This is a genomic window from Aeromonas sp. 600276, from assembly GCF_049175815.1.
In the GTDB taxonomy this organism is placed as follows: Bacteria; Pseudomonadota; Gammaproteobacteria; order Enterobacterales; family Aeromonadaceae; genus Aeromonas; species Aeromonas dhakensis.
The window spans coordinates 36349-49126 of the sequence record NZ_JAAKVU010000018.1; the positions used below are offsets into that span (position 1 = coordinate 36349).

The following is a 12778-nucleotide window of genomic DNA, read 5'->3' on the forward strand; positions in this document are numbered from 1 at the left end:
AGAGGAACAGTTTATGACCCAGGAAAGGATCCAGACCCAATACCGACTCGCTGGCCCCTTCGCCAACCAGGACGAGCTGGCGCAGGCCATCGCCCGGGCGATCGAGGCCCACAAGCAGGATTTCTTCCCCCTGCTGGAGCGGCTGGTGGATGTGGGTGACAGTCGGGTCAAGCTCAGTCAGAAAGACCCGCTGCGGGTACTGGGGGTGGAACTCGACGGGGCTAACACCAGCGGCAGTGCGCGCCTCAACTACGAGTCCAACTTCGCCGAGAGCTGCCGGCTTATCGACGAATACGACCAGCACCAGACCAGCGTGGCTTTTACCCTCGACGGGGATCAGCTGATCTTCGATCTTGAGCTGCCCATTGCGTGGAACTTCGACAACTAGGGCTACTCCCCGCCTTCGCCCGGCGCCCAGCCCATCACAAGAAAGGAGCCTTGTCGGCTCCTTTTTCACTGACTCACCGTATCGCGTGGCTCGTCCCGCCCTCTGCTTCACATCTCAGGTGAGGTAGTTCAGGTGAGATAGTAACGCCACGACCGGACTGGCTCGGCGAAACCGACCCGGATACAGAAGGGCGCCAACTCGTGATTGGCCTGCTCCAGGCTGAGGGTCTGGTGGGCATCTTCCTGGCACCACTGCACGAACTCGCCGCTGTTGAAGCTGTAGTGATCCCCGTGAAAGACTCCGTGGGCCTCGATCAGCCCGATGGCTTTCTCTGTTTCCATGATTGGCCTCCCGGCATTGTGCTGCTCCCTTCAAGTCTAGCGAACAGGGGGGTGGGCGCCATCTGGAAACCGTTCGCTCGCTATATACTCAAGGCCTTGTGAGCCCGGCTCACCACGATAAGGAGATATGACATGTATATGTTTTTGCCCTTCTTGCTGGCACTGATAACGGGGATCAGCATCTTGATGAACAAGCGCGGTGCCTCCTATCTGCTCTGGGCCCTGTTGCTGGTGGTGACCCTGCTCTCCTTTATGCACCATGTGACCGACCCGCTCACCCTCTCGTTCTAGGAGCCCGCCATGAGCCTTTCGACCTCCTCAACAGCCGCGAAGAGTGACCTGCCACAACTGCTCGATACGCTGGGGCTGGCCGGCATCAGCCTGACCCTGATCGTCGCCTTCTATTACCAGCTCTATCTGGCCGAGCTGCCCTGCCCCTTGTGTTTATTGCAGCGGGTCGGCCTTGTGGTCGCCGGTTTCGGCTTTATGTTCAACCTGCAATTTGGCGCAAAAGGGGCCCACTACGGCGTCGTGATTGTCGGCGCGCTGACCACCGCCATGATCGGTGCCCGGCAGGTGCTGCTGCATATTCTGCCCGGCGATCCCGGCTATGGTTCCACCTTTCTCGGGCTGCACTTTTATAGCTGGTCGCTGATCAGCTCCCTGCTGATCCTATTGGCCGTCGCCCTGATATTGATGGTGCGAGACGGGCTCGCTATTCCCCTGCCAAAACTGGCTCTGGCACGCTGGGGACGCATGGCCTCCCTGCTGTTTGTCTTGCTGATTGCGGCAAACCTGATCTCTACCGTACTGGAGTGCGGCGCAGGGCAGTGCGCCGATAATCCGGTCGTCTATGAGCTGCTGAGCCAGCGTTAACAACCTTCAAAGGTGGCGGCCAGTCCGCCACCTTTTATGGCCGTCTTATATTGCCGAAAGGCGCAACAAGCGCGGCGCATTGCACTCACTGGCAATCTTCATACCTCGCCAATCAAACCGGCGGCCTGCCACTTCGTTATAAATAAAACATGGCGCTAATCGGTCACCATACATACCTGTTTCAGCAGCCGATGGAGAAAGACGGGCTGCACCAGCGTCAGCGCTATCACCAGCCAGGCCAGGGTAGTCATATTGCCCAGGTGACCATCGACATCGGTCAACAGCATCGAAGAGACGACGGCGGCCGAACCGCTGAATATATGCTGGAAGACATTCTGCAATGACATGAACCCTGCTCGTTCCCCGGGCTCTGCAACCTGGCTAGTCACTGCCGCAGCGGTAATCGTCCGCGTCGACGTCACCACCATGAACAAGGTAAAAACAACAATGGTCGGCAACAAGGGGGAACCCAGGAAACCATCCCAGACAATGGCGATAATCAATCCTCCCAGCCACATGGTGACGTGCATTGGGCCAACCCGGTCCATCCAATAACCCCCCAACTGCATCGCAAGTACGCTGACCACGCCGCCCATGACATAGTACTGACTCATATCGCCGCGCGGCACACCGAGGTTGAACTGGAAATAGGTGGCCATGTTCGGGACAATCAGGAAGGTACTGAAAATGGCCAACCCGATTGCCATGAATGCATGCCGCACCACAGCGCGTTTCAACATCCCCGTGATTGAAAAGACCTTCTGCTCTCGCCCCAGGTGAGCAGTCATATTCGGCAGCCGCATAAATACCAGCACGCTGGCGCACAAGCCCAATCCGCCAACGGCATAAAAAGGGGCGCTCCACCCTTTCAACATGGCCAGCTCCAGCCCCAGGGGGACACCGGCAATGGCTGACAACGAGAAAGCCCCCATCACTATCGCCATCGCTCGACCACGTTGTGGTACTGGCGTCGCATCCACGACGATCGCCATCGCTATCGATGTTGCCGGACCGGCAAATATGCCGGCCAGCAAACGGGTAAAGAACAGGCTTTCCATATTCCACGCCAGCGCGCATGCCCAGGTGGACAGGGTGACCCCCAGCAATGAGAGCAATGCCACCTGTTTTCTATCAAATCGGTCTATATATCTGGCACATAATAAGGATGATAATGCGGCGGCCAGTGCATACCCTCCCCCCAAATATCCTATATAGGTTGGGCTGATACCTAGCGCACGAGATAAATCAGGCCCAAGCGGAATAATCATCATAAAGTCCAGTGCACTCACCAATTGGATAAAGGCGGCCAGCCAGACGCACCCCATATCCATCACTGCACCGTTAGAATAAGGTTTATTACCTGATTTGTTTTTTTCTGATGCCATAGTGTTCGCGCTCAATATTTGGAGGCAGACAGCATACCCACTACCACCTTCTATTTTTATCCTTTAGAATGGCACAAACCGTTATCATATCAGGGACAATGGATGCGCACCGGCCTGGACTTTACCTCATCAAGGATATTTATTTCCGTGGTTGAACAGGGCAGTTTTGTCGGTGCATCCAAGACCCTTGAAATACCGACTTCAAACATCAGCAGGAGTATTGCTCAGCTGGAAGAGAGACTGTCACTCCAGCTTATTGAACGCAGTACTCGGCATATGAAACTCACCCAGGCGGGCCAGCTGCTCTATTCCCGAGTAAAACCCTTGCTGGAATCACTGGAGCAAACCGAAGCTGAATTGACATCACAGCAGATCCAGCTGAAAGGGCCACTGCGCCTGTGCATTCCCAATGAAGCCGGCCCCAGACTGCTTGGTACTGCGATAGCGGACTTTGCCTGCCAGCATCCCGAAATAAAGATCAGCTGTATTACCAACCTGTCAGGATTTGAGACATTAAGGGAAGATCTGGATATAGCCGTCATCATTCACAGAGGAAAGCTGGATGACAGCGATTATATCGCCAGCCATCTGACCACCATTCCCTGTACCGTGGTTGGTTCCCCTGCTCTTATTCAGAGATGCGGGCTGCCCAACCACACGGCCCAGCTAAAGGATCTCCCCTGCATCACCACGGTGAGCGCCCTGAAAGGCATGCCTTGGCAGTTCGCTCGTCCCGACGCTGAATTTTCCACCGTTCAGGTCAACGAACACTATCGGGTCAATAGTGGTGAGCTGGCGCTAAAAGCCGCGCTCGCCGGGGTCGGGTTTGCCATTCTTGCCAAGGTCTCTTGCCAAGCGTTTATTGATGATGGCAGCCTGGTTGAGATTGAACTTGAGTTACCCGCAGCCCCATTGCAGTTGTTTGCTGTTTATGCAAATCGTCAATATCTACCGGCTAAAATGCGCGTATTTATTGATTTTATACGGCAAAACATCATGAGTTATCAGTAACTAAAATCGGTAACGTCTCACCAGGCTGACTTTTCGAGATACCAAAATGGTGAACCAACCAGATTTTATCGCTCGAGCATGCTTCATCAATCAAACCTACGCCCCTCACCCTGACCCTCTCCCAAAGGGAGAGGGACCAGCGCCTGCCAACCTGTAGCCATAGATGTCACGCATTCCAAAAATGCTGCGGTCTGGGCTCCCTTCTCCCCTTGCGGGAGAAGGGTCGGGGATGAGGAGGGGCAAGCCATCGACAACCAGTAGAGCGTTAAATCAAGCAGGAGCGCGTAGGGTCGATTAGCGAAGCGTAATCGTCCGCACTGCAATCCCGGTGGCGATGGACATAGAGAAGAGATCAGCTGGAGCATCAACAGAATAACGGCAACCTGTTTTCGCGATCGTCTGATTACGCTTCGCTAATCAGACCTACGGCTCTTAGGTTGCTTTATATAACTAGACTAGTTACTCCACCTTGAATAGAATAATAAAATTAAAACTTCAGGGTTCCTAACGTGACACACAGAACGAAAATAAAATTAATTAAATGGTCATCACTTGCCTTTATTTTATTGTGGGTGAACGCAATGATTACTGCCCCATTGATAATGACTGAATTTTCTTGGATTGAAATACAGAAAGTCTGGGATCGCTGGCAGACTTTCAACTCAGGCATGATTGCTCTTTTGGCGGCTGTACTTGCCATATACGCAGCTCAATATACTGAGAATGCGAAGAAATACAGAGAATTAATAGCTGCAAAATCTCTGCTTCCATTAGCCTTATCAGAGCTACACACCTACTGTACCGAATTAGCTACATACCTAAAAAATGAATTTATTTTTCTTAGTGAAGAACACCCGATAGATACATCAACAACCAAAGAAAATCATGAAACACCCATTTCACCAAAAGAATGGGTGTTTGAAGTATTTAAAAACTGCATTATTCATGAGAATGAAACTGAAGCAAAATTCATGGCATCAATACTATCTGACACGCAGATAACACGCGCAAGAATTGAGAGCATGAAAGATAAAAACAACCTAATTACAGAATATACATTTTCAAGCCATGCTAACGACATATGTGAATTACATGCTAAATTAGGTAGGATGTACGATTACTCGAGGAAGCACTCTTTATTATCGACAACAGAAATAACTGACGAGGAAAAAAACAATAGTATCTGTGTATTAGATATTGAATACCTTCCAAAATACAAATGAATACCTCTATTTATAAATGAAGGGCGCTGTCGCGCCCTTCTATATGAATCACCCTTCCTGATTTTCCCCGGCTGCCGGTTCGGCGCCGGCGACGGGTTCAATCTCGATGCGATCGACCCGCTGCAAACCGCGGGGCAGTTTGGCACCGCGGCGGCCGCGCTCGCCGCGGTAGTAGTCGAGATCCGAAGGTTTCAGGGTCAGCTTGCGCTTGCCGGCAAACAGGGTGACCGACTGACCCTGCGGAATGACGGCGGCCATCACCACAAACTCCTCCCGCGCCTTCACCCGTGCCGAGGGGATGCTGATAAGCTTGTTGCCCTTGCCCTTGCCGAGCACCGGCAATGTATTGAGCGGGAACAGCAGCATGCGCCCCTCGTTGGAGATGGCCATGCAGAGATCGGTGTCCGGCGCGCCTATCTTCTGGGGCGCCATGACGATGCCCCCTTCCGGCACGGTCAGCAGCGCCTTGCCGTTCTTGTTCTTGCCAATCAGGTCGTCATATTTGCAGACGAAGCCGTAACCGGCGTCGGAGCAAATGAGGTATGGCTCGCCCTCGTTACCCATCACCAGATGGCGTACCTCTTCACCAGCCCCCAGCGCGAAGCGGCCGGTGAGCGGCTCGCCCTGACTGCGGGCGGAGGGCAAGGTGTGGGCCTCCAGCGAGTAGGTTCTCCCCAGGGTGGAGAGGAACACCGCCTGCTGGTTGCTGCGGCCATGGGCGTGGGCCAGATAACCGTCCCCCGCCTTGTAGGAGAGGCCCTCCACGTCCACGTCGTGGCCCTTGGCGGCGCGCACCCAGCCCTTGTCGGAGAGGATCACGGTGACCGGCTCGCTCGGGGTGAGCTCCTTCTCGGTCAGGGCGACGGCGGTGGCGCGCTCCACCAGCGGGGTGCGGCGATCGTCGCCGTACTTCTCGGCATCCGCCAGGATCTCTTTTTTGAGCAGGGTGCTGAGACGGCGCTCGGAACCCAGGATCAGTTCCAGCTTGTCGCGCTCTTCCGCCAGTTCGTTCTGTTCGGCGCGCAGCTTGAACTCTTCGAGCTTGGCCAGGTGGCGCAGTTTGAGCTCGAGGATCGCCTCGGCCTGGGTCTCGCTGATGTTGAAACGCTCCATCATCACCCGGCCCGGCTCCTCCTCGGTGCGGATGATCTCGATCACCTCGTCGATGTTGAGGTAGGCGATGAGCAAGCCTTCGAGGATGTGCAGGCGGGCCAGCACCTTGTCGAGACGATATTGCAGGCGGCGGCGCACCGTCTCGCGGCGGAAACTCAGCCACTCGGTGAGGATGGTCTTGAGATCTTTCACCTGGGGACGGTTGTCCAGACCCAGGATGTTGAGGTTGACCCGGTAGTTCTTCTCCAAGTCCGTGGTGGCGAACAGGTGGGCCATCAGCCCCTCCACGTCCACCCGGTTGGAGCGAGGCACTATCACCAGGCGGGTCGGGTTCTCGTGGTCCGACTCATCGCGCAGATCGGTGACCATTGGCAGCTTTTTGGCCACCATCTGGGCGGCGATCTGCTCCATGATCTTGGCGCCTGAGGCCTGATGGGGCAGCGCCGTGATGACGATGTCGCCATCCTCCTCACTCCACACCGCTCGCTGCTTGATGGAGCCCTTGCCGGTCTCGTAGATTTTACGGATGTCGTCGCGCGGCGTGATGATCTCGGCATTGGTCGGGTAGTCCGGCCCCTGCACATGGGCCATCAGGGCATCCAGACCGGCATTGGGGTTGTCCAGCAGTTCCACGCAGGCGTGGGCCACTTCCCGCGCGTTGTGGGGCGGGATATCGGTCGCCATGCCCACCGCGATGCCGGTCACCCCGTTGAGCAAGATGTGCGGCAGGCGGGCGGGCAGCACCACCGGCTCTTTCATGGTGCCGTCGAAGTTCGGCGTCCACTCCACCGTGCCCTGGCCGAGCTCGGAGAGCAGCAGCTCGGAGAAGCGCGACAGGCGCGCCTCGGTATAACGCATGGCGGCGAAGGATTTGGGATCGTCCGGCGCCCCCCAGTTGCCCTGACCGTCCACCAGCGGGTAGCGGTAGGAGAAGGGCTGGGCCATCAGCACCATGGCTTCGTAACAGGCGCTGTCGCCGTGGGGGTGATATTTGCCCAGCACGTCACCCACGGTACGGGCGGATTTCTTGTGCTTGGAGAGGGCCGACAGACCCAGCTCGCTCATGGCGTAGATGATGCGCCGCTGCACGGGCTTGAGGCCGTCGCCGATATGCGGCAGGGCCCGATCCATGATGACGTACATGGAGTAGTTCAAGTAAGCCTGTTCGGTAAAGGTGCGCATTGGCTGGCGCTCTACCCCGTCCAGACTGAGCTCGATAGCATCACTCATGTGATTATCTCTTTCGGTTTGGGAGCCGCCACAGGGCGACTCCGGCTAAATGCTTGCCGGCCCCGACAGAGCCGGCCGACGGCTTAGATGATGGCGAGGTTGCCCTTCTCTTCCAGCCACTCGCGGCGATCGCTCGCCCGCTTCTTGGCCAGCAGCATGTCCATCAGCTGCAGGGTCTCATCCCCCTCGTCCCCTTCCGCGCCCATGGTGAGCTGCACCAGACGGCGGGTGTTGGGATCCATGGTGGTTTCCCGCAGTTGCTTGGGGTTCATCTCACCCAGGCCCTTGAATCGGGTCACCATCACCTTGCCCTTCTTCTTCTCGGCTTCGACCCGCTGCAGCACACCGTTCTTCTCGTCCTCGTCGAGGGCGTAGTAGACCTCCTTGCCGATATCGATCCGGTAGAGGGGCGGCATGGCCACATAAACGTGACCCTGATTGACCAGCGCGCGGAAGTGTTTCACGAACAGGGCGCAGAGCAGGGTGGCGATGTGCAGACCGTCCGAATCCGCATCCGCCAGGATGCACACCTTGCCGTAGCGCAGGCCGGAGAGGTCGTCGGAGTCCGGGTCGAGCCCGATGGCCACCGAGATGTCGTGCACTTCTTGCGAGGCGAGCACCTGACCGGCCTCCACCTCCCAGGTGTTCAGGATCTTGCCGCGCAGCGGCATGATGGCCTGAAACTCGCGATCCCGCGCCTGCTTGGCACTGCCGCCTGCGGAGTCACCCTCCACCAGGAACAGCTCCCCCTGCATGGGATCGGCGCAGCCGCAGTCGGTCAGCTTGCCGGGCAGTGCCGGGCCCTGGGTTATCTTCTTGCGCACCACCGTCTTGGCGGCGCGCATCCGGCGCTGGGCGCTGGAGATGCAGAGCTCGGCCAGCTGTTCGGCCAGCTCGGTGTTGCTGTTCAAGTAAAGGCTGAAGGCATCCTTCACCACGCCGGAAACAAACGCCGAGCTCTGACGGGAAGAGAGCCGCTCCTTGGTCTGGCCGGCAAACTGCGGATCCTGCATCTTGATGGAGAGGATGTAGGCGCAGCGATCCCAGATATCTTCCGGAGTGAGCTTGACCCCGCGCGGCAACAGGTTGCGGAACTCGCAGAACTCGCGCATGGCGTCGAGCAGGCCCTGACGCAGACCGTTGACGTGAGTACCGCCCTGCGCAGTGGGAATGAGGTTCACATAGGATTCGGCGAGGCATTCACCCCCTTCCGGCAACCAGCACAGGGCCCAGTCCACCGCCGACTGCTCGGTGCTGAAGGCGCCGACAAAGGGCTGCTCCGGCAGGCAGGTGAACTGCTTGACCGCGTCGATCAGGTAATCCTTGAGGCCGTCTTCATAGCACCACTCCAGCTTGATGCCGGTGTTCTTGTCGAGGAACTTGATGGTCAGACCCGGGCAGAGTACCGCCTTGGCCTTGAGCAGGTGCTCCAGCTTGGAGACCGAGAAACGGGGCGAATCGAAGTAGTGGGCTTCCGGCCAGAAGCGCACCCGGGTGCCGGTGTTACGACGGCCGCAAGTACCGGTGATGGTCAGCTCCTGCACCTTCTCGCCACGCTCGAAGGCGATGTCGTAGACCTGACCGTCGCGACGTACCGTCACCTCGACCCGATCGGAGAGGGCGTTTACGACCGAAATACCCACCCCGTGCAGACCGCCGGAGAACTGGTAGTTCTTGTTGGAGAACTTGCCGCCCGCGTGCAGCTTGCAGAGGATCAGCTCAACCCCGCTGACCCCCTCTTCCGGGTGGATATCGACCGGCATACCGCGGCCGTCGTCGATCACTTCGAGGGACTGGTCTTCATGCAGGATCACCTCCAGATTGCGGGCGTGACCTGCCAGCGCTTCATCGACGCTGTTGTCGATGACCTCCTGGCCGAGGTGGTTGGGCCGGGTGGTGTCGGTATACATGCCGGGGCGGCGACGCACCGGTTCAAGGCCATTGAGGACCTCAATGGCATCCGCATTGTATTGAGTAGACATGGAGGGCCTTGCGAATTGACGTTTGGGGAGAATCTTACTCGTTGGGAGGGTATTGGACAAACCCGGCGGCGGCAAAGCTTGATCCGAAGGGGGTAAGTCGCCCCGCCGGCCCGTTCAGCGCGCCTCGGCCGCCACCGGCAGCGCCTGCTGCAACTGGGAGAGGGAGCTGTGCAGCCGCCACACCATGCCGGCCAGCTCCCGCGCCGTCGGCTCCCTGTGGTTGGCCAGGGCCGCGTTGATCCGCTGCAGCTCGGCCAGGGTGCGATCCAGAGAAGCATGCTGCACCCCCTGCTCGGTGAGGATCCCCTGCAGAGAGCGGATGCAATTGTCGCGCACCAGATAGAGAGGCTGATCCTCGCCGCGCCACTGGCGCAGCTGCCAGACGATGTGGCTGCAGTTGAGCAGCACCACGCCCCAGCGCAGCACCCAGAGGCGGGCGGTCTGATCCTGGCTCTGGCTGAGCTGGCTGATGCAGTGATAGATGAGCGATTCGAACTGGCTCTCGCTCTGGCGCGGGGCCGGCGCCAGCTGATCCATGAAGTGGCGGCGCAGGGAGCGGATGAGGCGGCGGCTCTTGCGCCGATCCGAGCTCGGTCGCAGCAGCTGGAACGCCAGTCCAGCGCTCATCACCCCCAGCGCCTGCCCCAGGCTGCCGTTGATGTACTGCAGGTAGTCGTAGCTCGGCGGATTGGTGATGGCGAGAAAGGAGCCGAGCAGCACGATGAGCTGGCCCCACAGCACCGCCTGCCTGGGCTGTTGTTGCTTGAACAGCTGCATGGTGATGAGCACGGGCAGCAGCAGGGCGCAGAAGAGCCAGAAGTCGTCGAGGCGGATCATCAGGCCAAACTTGACCGCGAAGCAGATGAGGCTCAGCAGCAGGATCGCCTTGAGCATGGTGTTGGCCCCCTTGGCGGGCGCCGGGGTGGCCGAGTAGAGCACGCAGCAGATGGAGAGCAGGGTCAGCGCCGAACTGCCCGCATCCCACTGACTGTGGATCCAGAAGGCGCAGCCCAGCAGCACGCAGAGGAAGGTGCGCCCGCCGTTGTAGGCCGCCTCCAGCGTGTCGGTGTGGCTGGTGAGCGAAGAGTGGCGCGGCGGCGCCGGCCACTCCTGATCGTCGTAACGGGCCAGCCGATCCAGCCAGCGCTGGCACTCCAGATAGCTCCAGCAGAAGTGGCGCAGCCGCTGCCAGAAGGTGTGCAGCCGGTAGTCGCTGGCCACCGTCGGCGCCAGCGGGGCCAGCAGCCGGGCGATGCGGTACTTGTCGCAGCCGGGCTGGCCCAGCTCGGCCAGCAACCGTTCCAGCAACGCCTGCAACTCCTCCGGTTGCGTCGGCCAGTTGTGCAACATGCGGCGCTGGCTGGAGATGAGGCTGATGAGCCGCAGCTGGCGGTGCAGCAGGAAGTTGAGCAGCTTGTTGTGGCGGCGCAGCCGGTGGTGGCTCCAGACCGCCTGGATGCGCAGCACGTTCATGGTGAGGATCTGGCCGATCAGCCCCTCGTGGGCGGTGCGCACCTCCGGGCTCGTCTCCCCCAGCCAGAGCAGCTGGGCATGCTCCAGCAGGCGGGCCTGGGTTTTTTGCAGCGACTGCAGCAGGGTGTCGCCATCCGAGGTGCTGGGCAGAATCATCATCAGCAGGCCGCCGCAGAGGATGCCGACGATCACCTCGCTCACCCGGGCCTGGGCGATGTCGAAGATGTGCTGTGGATCGGTCACGTTGACGCAGGAGAAGGCGATGATGGCGGCGGTGTAGCCCGCCAGCGCAAAGGCGTAGGAGACGTTGTTCTGATGGTGGTTGGAGATATAGGTGCACAGCGCCAGCCAGAGCGCGATAAGAAAGCTGAACAGCCAGGGATCGCTGATGCCAAGGCCGGTGATCACCACCGCCGCCATGGCACCGATGAGGCTGCCCACCACCCGCCCCAGACTCTTGCTGATGACCCCGCCCACGGTGGGAAAACTCACCACGGCGGCTGAGGTCATCGCCCAGTAGGGGGAGTCCAGCTCCAGCACGAAGGCCAGCCAGAGCGACAGGCACATGGCCAGGCTGTTGCGCAGGGCGTAGCGCCACTGGCCGCCATTGGCCTTGCCCCAGGGGGTCTGGCGCCAGAGCGAGGCGACCACCTTACTCCCCTATGGTGATGGTGCAGGTGGTGCCTGCAATCAGCGTCAGCCCGGGCGGCACCTCCAGCAGCTTGATCCGCACCGGCACCCGCTGGGCCAGCCGCACCCAGGGCACATTAGGCTTGACGTCCAGCAGCAGGTTGTCGGCCCCCTCCACGCTCTGATCGTGGATGGCGCGCCCTATGCTCTCCACCTCGCCACGCAGCCGCTGCTCCCCGCTGTAGAGCACCACCTCGGCCGGTTTGCCCGGCGCTATGTGTCTGAGCTTGGTCTCCTCGAAGTAGCCCTGCACGTAGAAGGAGTGGATGTCCACCAACGCCACCAGTGGCACGCCGGCGCTGGCATAGTTGCCGACCCGGGTCTGCAGGTTGGTGATGTAACCGTCGCTCGCGGCATGCACCCGGGTCTTGGCCAGCGACCATCTGGCCTGCTCCAGATTGGCCTGAGCCACCTGGTAGGCCGCCTTCATCGCCTGGGCGTTGAGGCGGGCCTCATCCACCGCCTCGGCGGAGATGACGCTGCGCGACAGGCCGCTGCGCCGGCTCGCCTCGTGCTCCGCCTTGTCGAGATCCGATTTGGCCTTGGCCAGCGCCGCCTGGGCGTTGTCCAGCGCGATCCGGTAGGGCTCGGGATCCAGGGTAAAGATCTCCTCCCCCGCCTTGACCAGCTGATTGTCTTTCACCGCTATCCTGACGATCTTGCCCGACACCTCGGGGGTGATGCTGACCAGCTCGGCCCGCACCTTGCCATCTCGGGTCCAGGGCCCCTGCATGTAGTAGTTCCACAGCCACCAGCCCGCCGCCAGCGCCAGCGCGCAGACCAGCAGGGTGGAGAAGTATTTGAGGGTCGCGAGGGGTGATTTAGCCATGTAGCAATATCCATAGGGCGCCGCTGACGGCGAGGATAAACAGGGAGAGATCCATCAGCAGGGGATGCCAGACATCCCCGCCGTAGAGCCAGTCACGCAGCAGGTGGTGCACCGGCAGCCAGCCCAGCAGACCGAGCAGGACCGCCTTGAACAGGGGTGGAAAGTAGAGAGAGGCCCCCAGGATCAGATCCGGCAGAGCTGAAGTTGTCACAAGCGGGCTCCCTGTTGGCAAGCGAG

General features: G+C 59.4%; 12 protein-coding genes. 5 read left to right on the forward strand and 7 right to left on the reverse strand.

The annotated features are described in order from the left end of the window. Positions 1 to 13 precede the first annotated feature (13 nt). Positions 14 to 388 carry a hypothetical protein gene (locus G5134_RS17040; RefSeq protein WP_065018753.1) on the forward strand — a complete coding sequence of 125 codons (375 nt, stop codon included), beginning with the start codon at positions 14 to 16 and terminating at the stop codon, positions 386 to 388. Positions 389 to 516: 128 nt separating this feature from the next. Here the strand turns inward: G5134_RS17040 and G5134_RS17045 are convergent, their stop codons facing one another. Beyond that, entirely contained in the window at positions 517 to 729 is a 213-nt protein-coding gene (locus tag G5134_RS17045) for a hypothetical protein (RefSeq protein ID WP_017765356.1), read from the reverse strand. Positions 730 to 861: 132 nt separating this feature from the next. Here G5134_RS17045 and G5134_RS17050 point away from each other — a divergent pair, with 132 nt between their 5' ends. Both G5134_RS17050 and G5134_RS17055 read left to right on the forward strand, forming a co-directional pair. Then, positions 862 to 1020 (forward strand): DUF5993 family protein, encoded by a 159-nt coding sequence (locus G5134_RS17050; protein WP_010636050.1) that lies wholly within the window; start codon positions 862 to 864, stop codon positions 1018 to 1020. A gap of 9 nt (positions 1021 to 1029) precedes the next feature. Next, positions 1030 to 1605 (forward strand): disulfide bond formation protein B, encoded by a 576-nt coding sequence (locus tag G5134_RS17055; RefSeq protein ID WP_065018752.1) that lies wholly within the window; start codon positions 1030 to 1032, stop codon positions 1603 to 1605. A gap of 155 nt (positions 1606 to 1760) precedes the next feature. On the opposite strand, the gene G5134_RS17060 is transcribed toward G5134_RS17055, so the two are convergent. Then, positions 1761 to 3005 carry an MFS transporter gene (locus G5134_RS17060; protein ID WP_065018751.1) on the reverse strand — a complete coding sequence of 415 codons (1245 nt, stop codon included), beginning with the start codon at positions 3003 to 3005 and terminating at the stop codon, positions 1761 to 1763. An 87-nt stretch (positions 3006 to 3092) separates the two neighbouring features. Here G5134_RS17060 and G5134_RS17065 point away from each other — a divergent pair, with 87 nt between their 5' ends. Together G5134_RS17065 and G5134_RS17070 are read left to right on the forward strand one after the other, a co-directional pair. Then, complete coding sequence (locus tag G5134_RS17065) at positions 3093 to 4001, forward strand: LysR family transcriptional regulator (protein WP_065018750.1); 909 nt, start codon at positions 3093 to 3095, stop codon at positions 3999 to 4001. A 509-nt stretch (positions 4002 to 4510) separates the two neighbouring features. Beyond that, positions 4511 to 5224 carry a hypothetical protein gene (locus tag G5134_RS17070; protein WP_421232090.1) on the forward strand — a complete coding sequence of 238 codons (714 nt, stop codon included), beginning with the start codon at positions 4511 to 4513 and terminating at the stop codon, positions 5222 to 5224. A gap of 48 nt (positions 5225 to 5272) precedes the next feature. On the opposite strand, the gene parC is transcribed toward G5134_RS17070, so the two are convergent. The 5 genes from parC to G5134_RS17095 all read right to left on the reverse strand — a co-directional run bounded on the left by parC (position 5273) and on the right by G5134_RS17095 (position 12752). After that, positions 5273 to 7567: a DNA topoisomerase IV subunit A gene (parC, locus tag G5134_RS17075; RefSeq protein WP_065018749.1), complete on the reverse strand. Its 2295-nt coding sequence runs from the start codon at positions 7565 to 7567 to the stop codon at positions 5273 to 5275. Between the two features lie 83 nt (positions 7568 to 7650). Further along, positions 7651 to 9549, reverse strand: a complete 1899-nt coding sequence (gene parE / locus G5134_RS17080) for a DNA topoisomerase IV subunit B (RefSeq protein WP_065018748.1) — start codon at positions 9547 to 9549, stop codon at positions 7651 to 7653. Positions 9550 to 9663: 114 nt separating this feature from the next. Further along, positions 9664 to 11673 (reverse strand): FUSC family protein, encoded by a 2010-nt coding sequence (locus G5134_RS17085; RefSeq protein WP_065018747.1) that lies wholly within the window; start codon positions 11671 to 11673, stop codon positions 9664 to 9666. Position 11674: 1 nt separating this feature from the next. Then, complete coding sequence (locus tag G5134_RS17090) at positions 11675 to 12541, reverse strand: HlyD family secretion protein (protein ID WP_025201118.1); 867 nt, start codon at positions 12539 to 12541, stop codon at positions 11675 to 11677. Further along, positions 12534 to 12752 (reverse strand): DUF1656 domain-containing protein, encoded by a 219-nt coding sequence (locus G5134_RS17095; protein WP_005305321.1) that lies wholly within the window; start codon positions 12750 to 12752, stop codon positions 12534 to 12536. The genes G5134_RS17090 and G5134_RS17095 overlap by 8 nt, the downstream gene beginning before the upstream one ends. Positions 12753 to 12778 lie beyond the last annotated feature (26 nt).

What these genes read in the sequence shown, in the direction of transcription:
- G5134_RS17040 (WP_065018753.1), top strand. Translation starts at nt 14, where the DNA reads ATGACCCAGGAAAGGATCCAGACCCAATACCGACTCGCTGGCCCCTTC.
- G5134_RS17045 (WP_017765356.1), bottom strand. Translation starts at nt 729, where the DNA reads ATGGAAACAGAGAAAGCCATCGGGCTGATCGAGGCCCACGGAGTCTTT.
- G5134_RS17050 (WP_010636050.1), top strand. Translation starts at nt 862, where the DNA reads ATGTATATGTTTTTGCCCTTCTTGCTGGCACTGATAACGGGGATCAGC.
- G5134_RS17055 (WP_065018752.1), top strand. Translation starts at nt 1,030, where the DNA reads ATGAGCCTTTCGACCTCCTCAACAGCCGCGAAGAGTGACCTGCCACAA.
- G5134_RS17065 (WP_065018750.1), top strand. Translation starts at nt 3,093, where the DNA reads ATGCGCACCGGCCTGGACTTTACCTCATCAAGGATATTTATTTCCGTG.
- parC (WP_065018749.1), bottom strand. Translation starts at nt 7,567, where the DNA reads ATGAGTGATGCTATCGAGCTCAGTCTGGACGGGGTAGAGCGCCAGCCA.
- parE (WP_065018748.1), bottom strand. Translation starts at nt 9,549, where the DNA reads ATGTCTACTCAATACAATGCGGATGCCATTGAGGTCCTCAATGGCCTT.
- G5134_RS17090 (WP_025201118.1), bottom strand. Translation starts at nt 12,541, where the DNA reads ATGGCTAAATCACCCCTCGCGACCCTCAAATACTTCTCCACCCTGCTG.